This window comes from Clostridium peptidivorans (genome assembly GCF_900205925.1).
Lineage (GTDB): Bacteria > Bacillota > Clostridia > Clostridiales > Clostridiaceae > Clostridium_AK > Clostridium_AK peptidivorans.
The window spans coordinates 86529-105441 of record NZ_OAOD01000012.1 but is presented as its reverse complement, the minus strand read 5'-3'; the positions used below and the strand labels follow the sequence as shown (position 1 = coordinate 105441).

Annotated in this window: 19 protein-coding genes; 5 read left to right on the top strand and 14 right to left on the bottom strand. The window is 29.9% G+C overall.

The annotated features are described in order from the left end of the window. Positions 1-488: 488 nt before the first annotated feature. The 4 genes from CRN98_RS11295 to CRN98_RS11280 all read right to left on the bottom strand — a co-directional run bounded on the left by CRN98_RS11295 (position 489) and on the right by CRN98_RS11280 (position 4697). Complete coding sequence (locus CRN98_RS11295) at positions 489-2090, bottom strand: DEAD/DEAH box helicase (RefSeq protein WP_097027531.1); 1602 nt, start codon at positions 2088-2090, stop codon at positions 489-491. 235 nt (positions 2091-2325) lie between these two features. After that, positions 2326-2496, bottom strand: a complete 171-nt coding sequence (locus CRN98_RS11290) for a zinc-ribbon domain-containing protein (protein WP_097027530.1) — start codon at positions 2494-2496, stop codon at positions 2326-2328. 279 nt (positions 2497-2775) lie between these two features. After that, the gene (locus CRN98_RS11285) at positions 2776-2940 is read right to left on the bottom strand and encodes a zinc-ribbon domain-containing protein (RefSeq protein ID WP_097027529.1); all 165 of its coding nucleotides are present in this window, start codon (positions 2938-2940) and stop codon (positions 2776-2778) included. Between the two features lie 239 nt (positions 2941-3179). Further along, positions 3180-4697: a hypothetical protein gene (locus tag CRN98_RS11280; protein WP_097027528.1), complete on the bottom strand. Its 1518-nt coding sequence runs from the start codon at positions 4695-4697 to the stop codon at positions 3180-3182. 348 nt (positions 4698-5045) lie between these two features. Here CRN98_RS11280 and CRN98_RS11275 point away from each other — a divergent pair, with 348 nt between their 5' ends. Further along, positions 5046-5978, top strand: coding sequence for a phosphate/phosphite/phosphonate ABC transporter substrate-binding protein (locus CRN98_RS11275; protein ID WP_097027527.1), 933 nt, complete (start codon positions 5046-5048; stop codon positions 5976-5978). Between the two features lie 607 nt (positions 5979-6585). Here the strand turns inward: CRN98_RS11275 and CRN98_RS11270 are convergent. After that, positions 6586-7461 carry a LysR family transcriptional regulator gene (locus CRN98_RS11270; RefSeq protein ID WP_097027526.1) on the bottom strand — a complete coding sequence of 292 codons (876 nt, stop codon included), beginning with the start codon at positions 7459-7461 and terminating at the stop codon, positions 6586-6588. 209 nt (positions 7462-7670) lie between these two features. Between CRN98_RS11270 and CRN98_RS11265 the strand changes: the two genes are divergently transcribed. Then, a complete protein-coding gene (locus CRN98_RS11265) occupies positions 7671-8672 on the top strand; it encodes a YeiH family protein (protein WP_097027525.1) in 1002 nt (333 codons plus the stop codon). Positions 8673-8754: 82 nt separating this feature from the next. Here CRN98_RS11265 and CRN98_RS11260 read toward each other — a convergent pair whose 3' ends face one another. From CRN98_RS11260 to CRN98_RS11240, 5 genes are all read right to left on the bottom strand, one after another. Continuing rightward, positions 8755-9447, bottom strand: coding sequence for a signal peptidase II (locus CRN98_RS11260; protein ID WP_097027524.1), 693 nt, complete (start codon positions 9445-9447; stop codon positions 8755-8757). 306 nt (positions 9448-9753) lie between these two features. Then, complete coding sequence (locus CRN98_RS11255) at positions 9754-10380, bottom strand: hypothetical protein (RefSeq protein ID WP_097027523.1); 627 nt, start codon at positions 10378-10380, stop codon at positions 9754-9756. Between the two features lie 135 nt (positions 10381-10515). Next, positions 10516-11016: a GAF domain-containing protein gene (locus CRN98_RS11250; RefSeq protein WP_097027522.1), complete on the bottom strand. Its 501-nt coding sequence runs from the start codon at positions 11014-11016 to the stop codon at positions 10516-10518. 33 nt (positions 11017-11049) lie between these two features. Beyond that, on the bottom strand, positions 11050-11853 hold the full coding sequence (locus CRN98_RS11245) for an inositol monophosphatase family protein (RefSeq protein ID WP_097027521.1): 804 nt from the start codon (positions 11851-11853) through the stop codon (positions 11050-11052). A gap of 50 nt (positions 11854-11903) precedes the next feature. Continuing rightward, positions 11904-12980, bottom strand: coding sequence for a hypothetical protein (locus CRN98_RS11240; RefSeq protein WP_097027520.1), 1077 nt, complete (start codon positions 12978-12980; stop codon positions 11904-11906). A gap of 147 nt (positions 12981-13127) precedes the next feature. Between CRN98_RS11240 and CRN98_RS11235 the strand changes: the two genes are divergently transcribed. The 3 genes from CRN98_RS11235 (at position 13128) to CRN98_RS11225 (ending at position 14333) form a co-directional block, all read left to right on the top strand. Next, positions 13128-13460, top strand: a complete 333-nt coding sequence (locus tag CRN98_RS11235) for a HesB-like protein (protein WP_097027519.1) — start codon at positions 13128-13130, stop codon at positions 13458-13460. Between the two features lie 188 nt (positions 13461-13648). Beyond that, entirely contained in the window at positions 13649-13972 is a 324-nt protein-coding gene (locus CRN98_RS11230; protein ID WP_097027518.1) for a DUF3784 domain-containing protein, read from the top strand. Between the two features lie 28 nt (positions 13973-14000). After that, the gene (locus tag CRN98_RS11225; protein ID WP_097027517.1) at positions 14001-14333 is read left to right on the top strand and encodes a HesB-like protein; all 333 of its coding nucleotides are present in this window, start codon (positions 14001-14003) and stop codon (positions 14331-14333) included. A gap of 102 nt (positions 14334-14435) precedes the next feature. Here CRN98_RS11225 and CRN98_RS11220 read toward each other — a convergent pair whose 3' ends face one another. From CRN98_RS11220 to CRN98_RS11205, 4 genes are all read right to left on the bottom strand, one after another. Further along, positions 14436-14984: an NADH peroxidase gene (locus CRN98_RS11220; RefSeq protein WP_097027516.1), complete on the bottom strand. Its 549-nt coding sequence runs from the start codon at positions 14982-14984 to the stop codon at positions 14436-14438. A gap of 486 nt (positions 14985-15470) precedes the next feature. Then, complete coding sequence (locus tag CRN98_RS11215; protein WP_097027515.1) at positions 15471-16883, bottom strand: aspartate ammonia-lyase; 1413 nt, start codon at positions 16881-16883, stop codon at positions 15471-15473. 26 nt (positions 16884-16909) lie between these two features. Beyond that, positions 16910-17611, bottom strand: coding sequence for a cysteate racemase (gene cuyB / locus CRN98_RS11210; protein ID WP_097027514.1), 702 nt, complete (start codon positions 17609-17611; stop codon positions 16910-16912). A 36-nt stretch (positions 17612-17647) separates the two neighbouring features. Continuing rightward, positions 17648-18892, bottom strand: a complete 1245-nt coding sequence (locus CRN98_RS11205; protein WP_097027537.1) for a dicarboxylate/amino acid:cation symporter — start codon at positions 18890-18892, stop codon at positions 17648-17650. Positions 18893-18913 lie beyond the last annotated feature (21 nt).

Below are 18913 nucleotides of genomic sequence, written 5' to 3'. Positions count from 1 at the left end.
CAATTTAAAAGTTTAATCTGTTTCGCTCATCGCGTTTCTTAACATTTAACTGTTAAGTAATTGACTGGTTTCTATTCTCTGTTCAATTTTCAAAGACCCTGTCGCTCCAAGCGACTTTTTATATATTAACATTTTTGTTTCTTATTGTCAACAACTTTTAAAAAACATTTTTTCAAGTTGTTATCAATTAGTTGATTTGTTTGTCGCTCATCTCAGCGACGAATGTTATCTTATCATGATTTAATTTATACATTAATCTCATTAATTGTTATTAAACGAAATTATCTATGACATTCTTAATTATTATTTCATATACTTAATATTTTGCATACAGACACACCTGAGCTCGTTTATATATATTTCATGAAATAAAATCTTATCTTTCTTCCTTATTTATTTGAACTTCTCTTATAATCATCATGAAAACTTTAACTATAAATAAAAAAAGAAGCTTGCAAATACAAACTTCTTTTTATCATTAATTAATATTATCTTTTTTTCTTAGCTACTTCTATATTCAATCTTCTTCCGCCAAAACTTTTACCACTACAATTATTCATAATTGAATCTACAGCATCTTGTGCTGCGTCTATAAAGGAGAAGTTTTCTAATATACGTATTTCTCCAATTTCATCTTTTCTTACTTTAGCTTTCTCTATTAAGAATTGAAGAAGAGTTTTTGGATTCATATTATCTTTCTTTCCAAGGCTTAAGAATAATCTTACAGAACCTGAAGAAGAGTAAGAAGAATTAGAAGAAGATCTTGTTGATTCTATAGCATTTTCTGTATAATCAAAAGATATTTCTGTACTATATATAATATTCATAAGAGCTGCTGCTACATCTACAAGATTAAATTCTTCATCTAATTCTGTAGCCATAGGTATAAATCTCTTAAATTCTTCATTTTCTAAAGCTTCTTTTACTCTTGATGTTATATTTTTATATTTTGCATTGAATATATCATCTACAGTTGGAACTTCTTTTCTTTTTATTTTGCCTTTAGTTGCTTTTTCTATCTGTTTAAGAACCATGTATTCTCTTGGGCTAACTAAAGTATATGCTACACCTTCTCTATTAGCTCTTCCTGTTCTTCCTATTCTATGAACATAAGATTCTGTATCTTGAGGAAGATCATAGTTTATTACATGTGTTACATTTTCTACATCTATTCCTCTTGCTGCTACATCTGTTGCAATTAAAAATTCTAGATTTCCTTCTTTAAACTTTCTTAAAGTGTTCATTCTATGCAATTGAGTCATATCCCCATGCATACCTTCTACACTATATCCTCTTGCTTGCATGGATTCTACAAGTTCATCCACACCCTTTTTAGTTTTACAGAAGATTATAGCTGCAGTTGGCTCATCTACATCTAATATTCTACATAAAGTTTCGAATCTATCCTTGTGCTTTATTTCATAATAATACTGACTTACTGTAGATACAGTCATAGCATTTTTTACAATTGATATATGCTTTGCTTCTTCCTTCATATATCTTTTAGCAAGCTTTTTGATTTCATTTGGCATTGTTGCAGAAAAGAGTAATGTCTGTCTTTCATCATTTGAATTTTTTATAATTTCTTCGATATCATCTATAAATCCCATGTTTAACATTTCATCTGCTTCATCTAATACAAAGAATTCAATATCACTTAAATCAAGCACTCTTCTTCTTATTAAATCAAGTACTCTACCAGGAGTTCCTACTATTACATCAATACCTCTTCTAATAGATTTAATTTGTCTATCTATAGGCTGACCACCATATACTGGAAGAACACTTGCTCTGCTATGCTTTGCTATACGTACAAGTTCATCATTTACCTGTATAGCAAGCTCTCTTGTAGGTGCTAATATAAGACATTTTGGCTTGTTACCACCTTTGCTTATATTATTAAGTACTGGAGCTCCAAAAGCCAAAGTCTTTCCTGTACCTGTTTGTGCCTGGCCTATTACGTCATTTCCTTCTAATAATACTGGTATTACTTCAGCCTGTATGCTTGAAGGTTCTTCGAATCCCATATCATCTATTGCTTTTAATATATCCTCATTTAATCCTAAATCTTTAAATTTTATTTCTTTCATTAACATTCCATCCTTTTTGCTTTAAATTTTCTAATTTTACTTCTAATTCAGAATAAGCACTTACGACATCACTCACTATATATAATTTCCCATTTTTGAATTATATATAACTTTTTTTCAGGCTATGTTGTGAATAATTACTAAATTTAATAATCATTCATAACACAGCCATGCCGAACAAACTAAAAAGTCCTATAAGAACTGATTCCTATAGGACTAAGTGCTCAAAAACCTATTATCTTCTGAATCCTCTGTTGTTGTTGTTCTGTTGCTTTCTTGCTCTTCTGCAATCAGCACATCTCTGTGGTTCGTTTTCGAATCCCTTTTCTTTGTAGAAAGCTTGCTCGCCTTCTGTGAATACGAATTCTTTTCCGCAATCTTTACATACTAATGTTTTATCTCCCATTTCAACATTCCTCCTTTTATTATATTAAGATCTAAAACGGATTCACATAACTTTCCTTATAAAAAGAGGAATGGTTATTAATCGTATTAAATCTTGGTGCAGTAATTCATTTTGAATTACTACGACTTAATTATTATATCATGATTGTAAATAATATGCAACATTTATTTTAAAATATTTATTATTTACACAATCTATAGAATTTTCAAACTTTATTATGAATTAACATATAAAAACCCTATAGAAGTTACCTTCTACAGGGTAAGTATTCAAAAATTATTATCTTCTGAATCCTCTGTTGTTCTGTTGCTTCTTAGCTCTTCTGCAATCAGCACATCTCTGTGGTTCGTTTTCGAATCCTTTTTCTTTGTAGAAAGCCTGCTCGCCTTCTGTGAATACGAATTCTTTTCCGCAATCTTTACATACTAATGTTTTATCTGCCATTTTAAAATTCCTCCTTTTATTTTAAAACTAAGATCTAAAATTGATACATAACGTTCCTAAAAAGAGGAATAGTTATTAATCATACTAAATCTTGGCCATAGCTTAATTACTACGACTTGCTCAGTATAGCATGATTGCACCTAATATGCAATACATATTTGAAAAATAATTAACCCTTACCAATATTTATTATATAGTTTATTTCATAAGTACTTTTATTCAAAGCTTTTATACATTATTTACTCTAAACTTTCATACCACATTATGCCTTCATTATTAATTCTTCTCTCTTTATTAACTTGTAATATTTTTATACGCTCTGTATTTTCTATTCTTAATTTCTTTTTATAAGTTTCCATCAATTTATCTAAATCCGTATTCCCTTCCGACGCATGAATTATTATAATTATATTTTTTTTCTCGTCTTCTATTAAAGCTCTAAACATTCCATTTATATGACTGTCATAATCATTAAATCCAAATCCACAAATACATACTATATCTGCCATCTTAAATCTATTATATATATCAACGTATCTTTCCGCCATTCTTACAGATGTTAAAGGCTTTATCCCATTTTGAGTAAAAAGAAATGGAACGGTTAGATGCTTGCTAACTTTTGCTTTTTCTTCATCTATTATTGTATTTAAATATGGATCATAAAAATCTCTTACAGAACCATTTAAAAAACAAACTTCTTCGTTAGTGATATCTTCAATAAATGTATTATAATTAGCAGTCCCTACTGCAACTATTTCATACTTCCTTTTAATTTTTATTAAATCATGATAATATCCATCTCCATTTTTTATATTATCATAATTTCCTTTTGCAATATTTAATATATATCTTCTAACAGTATGTAGAAATATCGCAACTTTTGTAAACTTAGTCCAATCTGTTTTAGGATTATATAAGTAACTCCAGTTGGAATCTAAAAGAGATTTATAATCTAACGCTCTACAAAATAAATCTTCAAGTATCATTCTGCTAAACTCTACTATGATGTCCTCTTTAGATTTTAACTCAAATATATTCTTTTCACTTTTTTCTATTATCCATTCTAGTCCCCTCATACCTGTAGCTTCATAATTTAAGGAAAATATACTTCCTAAATCATCGAAAACATCTAAGGTATCTGGACTTCTTTCAAATATTCCATCATTTAATTTATGTATTAAACTTTCTCCTAAAGAACCAATTAAGAGTTCCAGTAATGTTCTTACCATATCCTTCATGCTATTTTTAAAAGCTATATTTGTATCTTTAGTTTCCATAGCAATAAGAAATGCTGAAAAATACTTTGATGAAAATAAAGCATCATGATTGCCATCAAGTAAAGTATTTAACTTCACATGCTTTTTATAACTTAAGTTTTCTAAAGAACAAGAAAGCATTTCTTCAAATATTTTATCTATGTAAATATTTCCTTCTTCTATTTTTTTTACTATATGTGATACATTTTCATCAAAACTGTCCATATATTTAATGATAGTATCTCTTTTACTTTCAAGACTTCCCTTCACAAGTTCTTCATACTGTGATCTTATAAAAGCACTCCTATTTTTCTCTAAAAATTTATCTGGAAACCATTTAGCATAATCAGAATTTAAATCTATATTTTCAAGTGCCTTTTTAAATGTTTCCTTATCTTCTGCTACATCCATTCTAAATATATCCAGTGCAAATTCTCCTCCAGAAGGAAGTCCATAATCTAGTTCTGCTCCAGCTCCAAAGAACAATGCAACTTTTTTCATATATAACTCTCCTCTGTCTTATGAATAATAAGTAAATAACAAATAATAATTTAAGATAAAAGTCACCCAATAGGGATTTTTTACATTAATTATTAGAATGCCATATTTAATATATTTAATACATCCTCCTATAATTTGTATCTCATATAACAAACTATACTTTAAAATGCTTTATTTAATTTTACAATTTATTCATGTAAATCATGAACTATTTTCCTTATAATGATGAATTATTTTCCTTTTGCCTGTATATTACTTTTGTCATTTATGAATAATATAGATAAATGCTGATTTATAACAAAATAAGAATTTCTAGAAATGGCATTATTGGTATTGGAGGGTTGTATCATGAATAAAAAGATTACGGTAATTATGCTAACATTAATATTGCTCGTAATATTGTTTGTCGGTTGTTCAAATAAAGCTGAAGATACCCCTGCTCCAGAAGCTTATATCCCCAAAGAACTCACTGTTCAATTTTTTCCTTCTCACCATAAAGATACTTTAGAAGAAAAAGTTAAACCCCTCGAAGCACTACTATCCAAAAAGCTTGGCATTCCAGTTAAAATTAGTGTTGCAACTAACTTTAATAGCTTAATAGATGCAATGGCCTCAAAGCAAATAGATGTTGGATTTTTACCTCCATCAGCTTATGTTTTAGCAAAGGATAGAGGTATAGCTGATATTTTAGTGCAAGCTCAAAGATATGGAGTAAACGAACCCAGTGGTAAAAATACTAAAGATTTAGTAGATTACTATCGCTCTATTATAGTTGTAAAAAAGGATTCTAATATAAAAAAACTTGAAGACCTTAAAGGAAAAAGAATAGCATTTCAAGACACTTCTTCTGCTAGTGGATATATATGGCCTATAGCTGAAATGAAAAAAGCTGGAATAAATATAAAAACAGATGTTGAACAAGTAAAGATAAAAGGACATGATACTGCCATACTTGCATTATTAAATGATGAAGTTGATGCCGCTGCAGTATTTGAAGATGCACGAAACACAGTTAAAGAGGATATCAAGGATGTATTTGATAAAGTTGTACCTATTTATTTTTCTAAGCCTATCCCAAACGATACTATATCTGTAAGATCAGATATGTCTGCTGAATGGCAAGTAAATATCAAAGATGCCTTTATAGATATATCTAAAGATCCTGCTGGAAAGAAAATACTTAACGATGTGTATTCCCATGTAGGTTACATTAGCTCTAATGATAGCAAATTTGATATAGTAAGGGAATATAAAAGACTAGTTGAAAACACTAGTCCTTAGAGTTTAATAGGCACTTAAAAATGAAATTGCGACATTTTTAATATTGAATATATCGTACAGGATTTACATTTAGGAAAGCGTTCGTTTCGCAAAAAGGTCTAATATTTCTGAACTTAAAATATCTAAACCTTCTAAACTCGCTTTGCTCAAACAATAGAAGGTTCTTAACGATATTTTAAGTTCAGAAATAAAGACCTTTTAGTGCTTACTCAATGCTTTCTACAATGTAAATCCCATACTATTATTCAATATTAAAAGTATTACTCAGACTTACTTGCTGTCAGACTTCCTGATATTTAATTTTTCTATTTATTACTTATAAGCTCTTGTAACCGCTCGGGCTGCCGCCCTGAAAGATTCTTATGTACCAAATCTTAAAATGAAGATATTTTTAATGTTGAATGCAGTATAGGATTTGCACCGTAGAAAGCATTGAATGAGCTTTAGAACGGCTTTATTTATAAACTTAAAATACCGTATAGAGCCTTCTATTGTTTGAGCCTAAAGCGAGTTTAGAAGGTTTAGGCATTTTAAATTTATAAATATTAGCCGTTTTTAGCGAAATGAATGCTTCCCTAGGTGCAAATCCTATACTGCTACCCCAATATTAAAAATGTCGCAGTTTTTCTATAAGCATTTCAACTGCTTTAGAGGTACTTCCTTCCTTAGGTATTATATAATTAAAGTGTCTAATATAATGCTTTGGAAGACTTATCACTGTAATCTCTTTACTTTCTACAGCGCTCTTGGTTACATATGAAGATATAAGGGTTATGCCAAGCCCATTTTTAACTGCTTCCTTTACAGCATAATTACTTCCAAATATCATTATATTTTCTGGCTCTATATTATTAGATGAAAGAAAAAAGTTTAAATAATCTCTAGTACCTGAACCTACCTCACGGCTTATCCACGTTTGACTTTGCAATTCCTTTAAAGAAAAGTTCACTTTGGAAAGTTCATGGTTATATGGAACAGCTAAGACCATTTCATCTTGATAAAATGCATCATACTTAAAATGTGAACTTGGCACACTCCCTTCCACTAGTCCTATATCTACTTCCTTATTTTTTACTAAATCACATATATCCATAGTATTTTTTATTACTACTTCTATATCTAATTTCGAGAATTCCCTGGTAAAATCTTTTAAAAACTCTGGCAGAAAATATTCCCCGACAGTAAAACTTGCTCCAATCTTTAAATTGCCTTTAATAACTTTATTATAATCTAAAAGCTCTAATTTAGTCTTTTCCATTAAATTTACTATTTCTTTAGCTCTTTCATAAAAAAGCTTTCCCGCAGGAGTTATTACTATCTTTTTTTGTTTACTTGATCTTTCTATTAAAATAACGTTAAGCTCCTCTTCTAGGTGCTTTATATGTAAACTTACACTTGGCTGAGAAATATTCAAGTGTTCTGCAGCTTTAGTAAAATTTTTATATTCTACTACAGTTGTAAAATATCTAAATTCATCAAGCATCTATATCATCTCCTAATAAAACCATAAGTTTTTTTAATTGTTACAATTAAAAAGATTTATTTTTATTATGGTTATAAAGGTATTATAATCTATAATAGAAGTTCTTAAAAGCTGAATAGTAACTTTCTATAGTTAATACTTAATACTTATTGAACAAATTTCATTAACTATTAACTATTAGCTATTAACTAATATAAGGAGGACATAAAATGGACTTATCTAAACTTAAAAACAAAATAGCAGATATCTTTCCTGGAGTACTTATGTGTACAGCCATTGCCTATATAGGTAAATTTATAGGAATATATATGCCTGCTATAGGAGGTGCATCTTTAGCTATATTTTTAGGTATGTTTGTAGGAAATACCTTTGGAAATAAAAAAATATATGCTAAGGGATCTAAATTTTCCGAAAGTGATTTACTTGCTTATTCCATAGTACTTTTAGGAGGCACATTAAATTTCAATACCATATTTAAATTAGGGGTTTCCGGAGTAGGATTTATAGTTATTCAAATGACTATTACCATAATAGCTGCTATACTCATTGGTAAAAAGCTTGGTTTTTCCGAAAACTTTAGACTGCTCATGGCAAGCGGGAATGCTGTATGTGGTTCTTCCGCCATTGCTTCAACTGCACCTGTTATTGGAGCTGATGATAAAGACAAGGGAATTGCAATTACCATCGTTAACGTAGTAGGGACTATACTTATGCTTCTTTTACCTATAATTGCCAACTTAGCATTTTCCTTGGATACTTTAAAAACTTCCGCTTTGATAGGTGGAGTACTCCAATCAGTTGGACAAGTTATTGCAAGTGGAAGTCTTGTTAATAATGAAGTTAAAGATCTGGCAACCATATTTAAAATTGTTAGAATTATATTTTTAGTAGTAGTAGTACTTGTCTTTGCTAATATGAAGAAAAAATCTCAAGGTGAAACACATGGAAGTGCTAAGGCTAAAGTTCCTTGGTATGTCATGGGATTTTTTATAGCTTGCACACTTTACAGTCTTGGTGTTATACCTCAATCAGTATCTAAATTATTTAAAACTGTAAGTAGTAATTTTGAAATTATAGCTTTAGCAGGTATTGGTATGAGAGTGAAATTTAAAGACTTAGTAACTCAAGGTCCTAAAGCATCAATATACGGCCTTTTAATTGCCACTGTCCAAATAATATCTGCACTTGTGCTAATTAACTTATTAATTTAAAATAATTTTCAAGCTAAAAACTTTAAATTAAAATCTAATCATTTTTTATAAAATGGGTGCTTAACAAAATAAAGCACCCATTTTAATTTTCTTTTAAATAAATTTTATTATTTAACAACATCTCTATAATTAAACTACCAGCTCCTAAGGTTATATAAATGTCTTTTAAATCTGCTACAAAAATATCTTTAATAAGTATATAATCTAGACTTCCTCCCCAAAACACCTTATCTATAAGTGAGCATACTATTCCTGCAAAGATAAGTATAAAAGAACTATTTAAAAAAAAGCTTTTTCTATAGCTCTGTGAGTAATACTTATAAACGTATATAGTAACAGGAAAGAATATAATATTAAAAATAATATATACTTTTATCCCCATATCCAATCCAAATCTACTAGCAGCCCAGGAACCCTTAGTATTAACAATAGGATACAAATATAACCAATTTGATAATAATTGTATATGATGCTCTAATGGGAAGTAGTTTCTTATTATATCTTTAATTCCCTGATCTATAATAACAAAAATAAATATGACGTTAAATATTTTAGCTCTAGACATTTCATGCTTACATCTTAAGGATGCTATATAACTAAGTAAGCTCCATAAGGTAAAAAATATCATTGGAAATATTAAATTCATCACCTTTAAATACCACGTTTCCATTCTTCCATTTAACATTTCAAATATATAATAAACAAGCCATATTAAATTATATATAAATATATTAAGCCATAAAGCCTTATTTCTTTTATTCTTATCATCTTTCATAAGCCTTCCCCCAATCAAGTATTAGCTTTACATTTTGTAATTAATAAAAGTTTACTTTATACTATTTTATAACGTAAAACTTAAGTTAGAACCAGTTCAAATTATAGCAAAAAATAAAAATAGCACAGCAACTACCTAACTCGCAGTGCTGTGTTTATAAAATATTGGATAAGGGGAGCTTATTATGAAATTGTTTAATGATGATTTTAGTGTGCTGCTTGTTCATCAAATGAATAGAATATTTTTACTTCTATCCATTAGCTATACTTCCCTTATCTCAAGAAAATATTCACATTATTCATATTTTTATAAATTTTCTTTTATCTTTTTAATTTCTGATGATAGTACCTCAAAAGCTTCAATATCCTTATTGTCTAAAGCCTGATTTGTCCATATATATAATGTTTGCAGGTATAGTGCATCCCTCTCAGACTTTCTTATAAACTCTTTAGAAACACCATCTAAATTTCTTTGAATTTGATTTTCTCTATATACAGCATTTAATGAAGTTATATAATCTATCAATTCTTCCTTCATAAGTATAAAAAACACCCTTTTTTCTCCATTGAAATTTTCTTTTATAGAACATACTTTTATGTGATTATCATTTAAAGAGGTAAGTATTATTTTATCCTTTGAATTTTTAGCTATAAATTCTACTTCAAAGTTTTCTTCCTTTTCTGATGAATTATAAAAGTCATATAACATATTTATATATGTTTTAAATTCATTAGTTGAAAGCTGTATATTATTAAAAAGCTTGTCTTTTTTAAATGTTAAGTTAAATCCATATTCTTTTTCATTTAACTTTTTTAAAACTACTAACATATAATCTAAATATTTATTTAAAACCTTCTCTGGGACAAATTTTATTCCGTATTTAAACCTGTTGTCTATTGTATTTCTTGATAAAACAAAATTGCTTATCTTCACGACAACGACTCCTTTTATATATTTTTTAAGTAACATTGATTATTATATAACAAAAAATACGGAATTTCTTCTTTGTGTTAATATTAAAATTATTCAAAAATATTACAAAGAACTCTCTCAACTAATTGAAATGTACTAATTTATTTCTTCCCAATTTACATATTTATTTATAATTTCAACGGCTTTTTCTAAATATATCTTGTCTTCTTCATCAAATCTTCCTACCGTTGGGCTATCTAAATCAAGTACCCCATATACCTTATTATTTTGCTTTAAAGGTATTACAATTTCAGAATTAGACTGAGAATCGCAAGCAATATGTCCTGGGAAACTATGTACATTTTTTACAAGCATTGTTTCACCTTTAAGTGCTGAAGTTCCACATACGCCTTTACCAGCTTGTATTCTATTACATGCTGGCAGCCCCTGAAATGGCCCTAAAACTAATTCATTATTTTTAATAATATAAAACCCTGCCCAATTTACATCACTAACCAATGCCTTTATAAGTGCAGAAGCATTACTTAAATTAGCAATTACATCTGTTTCATCCTTTAATAAAGAATCCATCATCGAAAGCAAACTTTCATACTTTTGCTTTTGAGTAAGATTATCAAAAACACTTAAATCAAACATTATTAGTCATCCCCCTTAGATTGTATCTCTAAACTATTTATTAAAATAATTACTTACTTCGTTCAACTTGCTTAAAACCTTTTCTACTACAGATTTATTTCCAGCTATTATATTAACTCCTATTTCTCCATTTTCCTTGTTTAAATAAGAAGTCATTACTTTTCCGCCTGCTTCTTCTACTATAAGTGCTCCTGCTGCTAAATCCCAAGGTCCTAATTTAAGCTCCCAGTATCCATCAATTCTTCCACACGCCACGCAGCATAAATCAAAGGCTGCACTTCCTGTTCTTCTTACCCCTTGAATTTCGGTTACTAAATTATTAAATAAATTTACATTATTATGCTTTGAGATCTTTTTATCATAAGGAAATCCTGTGGTAAGTATGCATTGTTCTAAGTTCTCTTTTTTAGCTACTTCAATTTTTTCATCATTTAAAAATGCGCCTTCTCCCTTTATAGCATAGAACATTTCATCAAGTCTTGGCACATAGATAACTCCAAGTACAGTTTCTTCTCCCTTTTTAAGTGCAATGGATACACAAAATATTGGAAAAGCATGCAAATAATTATTTGTACCATCTAAAGGATCAATTACCCATAAATATTCGCTTTCACTTTTAATTTCTCCTTCTTCTTCAGATAATATAGCATGATTGGGATAAGTACTTTTTATCTTATCTATAATAATCTTTTCGGATAATATATCTACCTCAGTAACCATATCTACTACAGTTGACTTACTTGTGTATTTTATTTTAGAATTATATTTTTCCAGTTGAAGCTTTCCAACTTCCCTTGTCCATAACTTAACATTTTCTAGTACCTCATAAAGATTCACAAAAATTCCCTCTTTCCCAATTTTATTTCTATTATGGACATTATACTATATCAGTCCATTTCTATCACTGTTTTTTCTACCTTCCATACCTTTAGTGAACTACCCATCTCACCAATAAAACTAAATTTTCTGTTTTTATAATTAAAGCTAATATTTTCATCCTTCCATAAAACATTCCAATTAGCATCTTTATCTTTATCTTTTTCATGAGGATTTATACCATCTGTAACTATAATTCCTCCATCTTGAAGCTTTTCAAGCATAGTATTAAAAGCCATTTCTTCAAACCAATTAAATGCTGAATTACTATTCCTCTTATTTCTTCCTCTATAATAAAATACAGATATTTTTTCTATGCTCATTATTCCTAAAAAGCCATCATATTTATGAGAATACACCTCTATTTTCTTATTATTTTCATACTTTGTCTTCCATATTTCTTTAGTACTTATATCTGAAAACTTAATGAATTCTAAGTTCATTAAAAGGCTATCTTCTAAGACTTTTAGAGTTTCAAAATTTTTATTGTTAAACATAGCTACTGCAAAAGGAACATCCTTTGAATTAAATGCTCCTATATTATTTTCTAGGCTATTCCTATCTTCGCTACTCCTTCTTACTCCACATTCTAAATAAGGAAGGATAATTTTATTACTATCTGCAAAATGAAATTCATCTATAATATCCATAAACAAATAAAGAGGCTCATAGCTATCTTCTCCACAACATGGATAAAACAGCCCCCCTTCTGGAATAGATATATTAAACTTTTCACTAAATTTTAAATCCTTATTGTTTTCATCATGGACTTTTTTTAATTCATCTTCATAATAACAACATTTTATATATGTGCTCTTATTTATATCAAAGGCAAGTCCTTGTTTTTTTAACTCTTCAAGCAAGTATTTATCTAAAGCATATGGATTCTTATATTGAAGTCTTTCCACTTCTTTCTTTTCTATTTGTACTATATATTTAAGCATCTTGAGTATATATAAATTTTTCTCAATTATGTAATAAAGTTCAGTATTAAATTCTTTTCCTATAAGCATACACACATATTTAAAAAACATCTCTGGAGTATATTGTTTTAAAACTAAAGATCGTTCTTCCTGCCAAGCATACATTTCCCGATTCCCCCTATCCCTTATACTATATTTAAAGTATAATCAGAATCATTGTTCTATTGAAAATATATATTCTATGTACTACAATTATACCCATAATGTAAATTCTTTCAATAGTTACATTAAAAAATAATGGAGGTGAATTAAATGGCTGCATTTTCTATGAGCGACTTAGCTTATAAAGAATTCAAGTTATTTTTACAAGAAAATAATGTAAACTCTGATATAATCAGAATACATTTAGCAGGTATTGGCTGAGGAGGCCCATCTTTTAATCTTGTTCTGGATGAACAAAAGAGTAATGATGAGGTTGTTAAAATTGGAGATGTAACTTTCCTTGTTGATAAGGACTTAGTTGCACAGTATGGTGGTTTTGTTATGAAATCTAGCCAGGAAAATGGATTAAATGGTTTTTCACTTGATCCAGTATTTAAAGAGGATGACGGTGATGGCTGTTCCACTTGTTCAGGCTGCCACTAATTAAAAGGAGTTGAGAAATTTTTCTCAACTCCTTTTAATTAGTTATTTTATAGATTCTTTACTTTTTCTAATCATTTTAGTAGTATATATATAGTTCCAGACATATTTATATAATTATTTCAATGTTATAATTAACATAGGGACAGCCTATAATTGGGAAATAAAATAATTTTAACGGAGGCATCGCTATGGAAATATCAATTTTTATTACTCCTTTAATTTTAGCTATCTTAGGTGTAACTATAAGATTTGGCAAAGCAAGCTTTTTAATTTCTGGTTATAACACTTCTTCAAAATATGAGAAAGAAAAATATGATGAAAAGGCTTTATGTAAATTTGTAGGTAACTTATTATTTACCCTTGCAGGTATTTGTCTTTTTATTGGAATTGCAAAGATATTAAAATTTGCTTACTTTAGTTATATAGTAATTATTGGGTCTATATTATTTGTCCTTGTAACAATTATATCAGTTATTTATATGAATACTGGAAATAGATTCAAAAAACAATAACATCATAAAAATATCGGAGGTAACTTAAATGGCTGCATTTTCTATGAGCGATTTAGCTTATAAAGAATTTAAATTATTTTTACTGCATAACAATGTAGTTGCTGATACAATCAGAATAAATTTAGCTGGTATTGGTTGTGGAGGCCCATCTTTTAATCTTGTTATAGATGAACCAAAAAGTAATGATGAGGCTGTTAAAATTGGAAATATAATTTTCCTTGTTGATAAGGACTTAATTGCTGAATTTGGCGGCTTTGTTATGAAGTCTGCTGAAGAAACAGGACTAGATAGTTTTTCTCTTGAACCACTGTTTAAAGGTGACTATGGTGATGGCTGTTCCACTTGCTCAGGCTGCCACTAATTAAAGATTAGGAAAAGCTGCTACAAGCCAGTTTTTCCTGATTAATAAAAAAAGCAGTTGTGAAATTTATAAATTTCACAACTGCTTTTTTATTACATTGGATTATTTTCCAAAGTATCTGTTTAAAAGACCTTTAAATGCTGAACCATGTCTAGCTTCATCTTTACACATTTCATGTACTGTATCATGAATTGCATCTAAGTTTAACTTTTTAGCAAGTGTTGCTAGATCTTTTTTACCTTGGCAAGCTCCGTGCTCTGCTTCAACTCTTAACTGTAAGTTCTTTTCTGTGCTAGTTGTTACTACTTCTCCTAAAAGTTCAGCAAATTTTGCTGCGTGTTCTGCTTCTTCAAAAGCTATTCTCTTATAAGCTTCAGCAATTTCTGGATATCCTTCTCTATCAGCTTGTCTTGACATTGCAAGATACATTCCAACTTCTGTACATTCTCCTGTGAAGTTTGCTCTTAATCCTTCTATAACTTCTGGATCAACGCCTTCGGCTACTCCGATTTTATGCTCATCTGCCCAAGCAAACTCGCCTTCAACTTTTTCTATAAACTTATCAGCTGGCACTCCACACTGTGGGCACTTTTCTGGTGCTGCATCTCCCTCATGAATATATCCACATACTGTACATACAAATTTTTTCATAATAAAAATCCTCCCTAAAATCATTTATTTATTTTTTATTTCTAATCCCATCTTGTGGGGTTATTATCACTGTGTGTTCTCTACATTTATTATTATATAATAATTATTATTAATTATCAATACCTTTTTTAAAATTTTTTATGATTATTTTTCATGTTTTAGTATAAATTTTCTATTTAAGGAAAATGTCTAATATTTATTTTAGTTTAAGTTGATGGACTTTACCATAAAATTTTAAAGAACAATTTGTTAATATTTAAAATATAAAGAGGTCGCTTCAAAAGCCCCCCATTTTAAACCCTTACACTTTAGAATTATTTTTTACAGAAGCCTTATCATAATCAAGCTCATTTTCAGTAGCACCAACTACTATAGCTGCTGTCCTGGCGTTAATGCTATTCCTTGCCCCTAATGTTGCCTATGTTGAACGCACATAAAAAAAGAAGCTTGCACACCTACAAACTTCTTTTTTTAATATGCTGGTTTCTATTTCTTCAAAAGTTCCTTCCCTGAAATTCCTGGTTCAGTCATGCCATAGGCATCAAATATCACATCTAAATCTGCTTCTTTTAATAAACCTTCCTTTAAAATAAGTTCTCTTACGGATTCTCCAGTTTTTATAGCAGTTTTAGCTATTTTAGCTGAATTCTTATATCCTACATGTGGACATATGGCAGTTATTATCCCTACGCTGTTTTCAACTAAATCCTTACAGCGCTTTTCATTTGCTGTAATGCCATTTACACAGTTTTCTATAAAGGTTTTAACTCCATTTGTAAGAGTTTCTATAGATTCAAATAAGTTATAATAAAGTACTGGCTCAAAGGCATTTAACTCTAACTGTCCTGCTTCTGCTGCCATAGTTATTGTCATATCATTTCCTATTATATTAAATGCCACTTGATTAACTACCTCTGGTATTACAGGATTAATCTTTCCAGGCATTATAGATGACCCATTTTGTTTTGCTGGAAGATTTATTTCTCCTATGCCTGTTCTTGGTCCTGAAGATAATAATCTTAAGTCATTTGATATTTTTGATAAATTAATTGCACAAACTTTTAAAGCTCCAGATACCGCTGCAAAGGTATCTAAGTTTTGAGTACCATCTACTAAATCATCACATTGTACAAGCTCTAGCTCTGTAACTATACTTAAATTAGGAGTTACGTTTTTTACATATTCTTCGTCAGCATTTATTCCAGTTCCTATTGCAGTAGCCCCTATGCTTACATGTCTTAAATCTTCCATAGTTCTTTTTATTCTAGTTATATCCCTTTTTACTGCATCTGCATATGCCTTAAATTCCTGTCCAAGTCTTATTGGCACTGCATCTTGAAGCTGAGTTCTTCCCATCTTAATTACATGATCAAACTCTTTTGATTTGTTTACCAAAGCATCTACTAAAGCATATAACTCTATCAAAGCACCCTTTAATAATCTTATAGCTGCAATTTTTCCTCCTGTAGGTATAACGTCATTTGTGGACTGCCCCATGTTAACATGGTCATTAGGGTGAACTATATTATAATCTCCCTTTTCTCCTCCAAGGATTTCTATAGCTATGTTTGCTATAACTTCATTTGCATTCATATTCATAGATGTTCCTGCACCGCCCTGTACAGCATCTGTTATAAACTCTTCATGAAACCTATCTTTTATAATTTCATCACAGGCTTTTACAATGGCATTTCCAACTTTTCTGTTTAAAAGTTCAATATCCATGTTTGTTATAGCTGCTGCTTTTTTTATTTCAGCCAATGCTTTTATAAGCTGTGGATGAATTTTACGCCCTGTTATATTGAAATTTTCATAGGCCCTTAAAGTTTGCACCCCATAATAAGCATTAATTGGAACTTCCTTTTCCCCTATTGAATCACTTTCTATTCTATATCTCATTTTTAAATCCCCCTAAGTATTAATTATTAGTTAGCTTTGGCTAGTTCTACCGTTCTCTTTGCCAAAACATCTGTAGATGATATAAAATTAAAGTCTTTAAATAGCTTTTTATCTAAACTATCAAACACCAATGGAAGTTCTGTGCATCCAAGTATTATTGTATTAACTCCATTATGTTTAAACTCATTTAATACTTTTAGTATTTTGTCTATATCAAAGTTCATATCCCCTGCTTTAACCCTATAAATTAAATCTAAAATAAAATTTTTATCCTCATCCCTTGGCGAAACAATCTCTACATTATACTTTTTACAATAGGTTTCATATACTTTGCCTTCATAAGTTCCTGTGGTTGCAAGAAGCCCTGCTTTGCATTCACCATAGCTTTCATAAATATATCTTCCAACTTCTTCAATCATATTTATAAAAGGTATTTCAACTGCTTCTGTCAGTTTATTATAAAAGTAATGTGCTGTGTTGCAGGGCATTATAATCATCTCTGCTCCAGCATTTCTAAGTTTTACTACTGTTTCTACCATAGGCGTTATTGGATTTTCCCCTTTGCCTAGAATATAGTTAGTTCTATCAGGAATTTCCACATTATTATCTATAAGCAAGTGAATATTTTCCTGATCACTTTTAGCATTTGTATAACTTATAATCTTATTGAACAAATCACAAGTTGCTTGAGGTCCCATTCCTCCTAAAATCCCCACGGTTTTGCTCATATTAATCCCCCAATTTAAAAGATAGTGTTATATATTTTAAGCTTCTATATTTTTAGAGTTGTTCTTATTTCTTATTGAAGCCTTATTATAATCTATTTCATTTTCAGTTCCTGCAATTACAATACACGCCCCTACATTTCCTGTAACGTTTACAGCAGTCCTTCCCATATCAAGTATTCTATCTATACCAGCTATTAATGCAGCTCCTTCAAGTGGAAGTCCTACAGAGGATAAAACCATCATAAGCATCATAAATCCTGCTCCAGGAACCCCTGCTGTGCCAATTGAAGCTAAGAGTGCGGTAAGAAGTATTGTTAATTGCTGTGAAAATGATAATGGTATTGAATAGGCTTGAGCAATAAATACTGCACAAACTGCTTGATATATAGCTGTTCCATCCATATTTATTGTTGTACCCAGTGGAAGTACAAAACTTGCTATTCCATCCGATACTCCAAATTTTTCTCTTACTGTTTTAAGAGCTACAGGAAGAGTTCCTGCTCCGCTGCTTGTACTAAATGCTATTGCTGTTGGCGCTGAAGTCCCCCTTAAAAACTCAATTGGTGATATTTTTGAAAACATACTAACAGAAAATGAGTAAGCTATTATTGCATGTAATATATATCCTGCATAACAAACTAGTATTAATTTAACTAGTGGAAGCAGTACTTTGGGGCCATTGGTTGCAATAACTGGAACTATAAGTGCAAACACTCCATAAGGTGCTAAATTCATTATTACCTCAGTTATCTTATACATAATTTCAGCTACACTATCACAAAACTTTAAATAAATTTCTCCCTTTTCTCCAATATAAGTTGCTCCTATTCCTGTAAATAGTGCAAAGAATATAATTTGAAGCATATTTCCCTTTGCAAGTGCATCTATTGGATTTGTTGGAACAATATCAAGTAATGTTTGAATTAAAGTTGGTGCTTCAGTGGCCTTTTGCTGGGTCCCTGCTACAAGTGCCACGCCTACTCCTGGTTTAAATATATTTGCAAGAATCAATCCTATAATTATTGCTATAGCAGTGGTCACAAAGAAATAAATCATGGTCTTTCCGCCAATTCTACCAAGCTTTTTAACATCTCCCACACTTGCTGCTCCAACTACTAAGGATGAAAATACCAGTGGAACTATGGTCATTTTAATAAGATTTAAAAATAATGTTCCTATAGGCTTTATATAGTTTGTAGCAATTTTAGGTGATGATGTAAAAAATAATCCTACTATTATTCCAAGTACTAAGCCTAGCATTATTTTTGTTACAAGACTCATTTTCTTTTTACCCATTTGAAC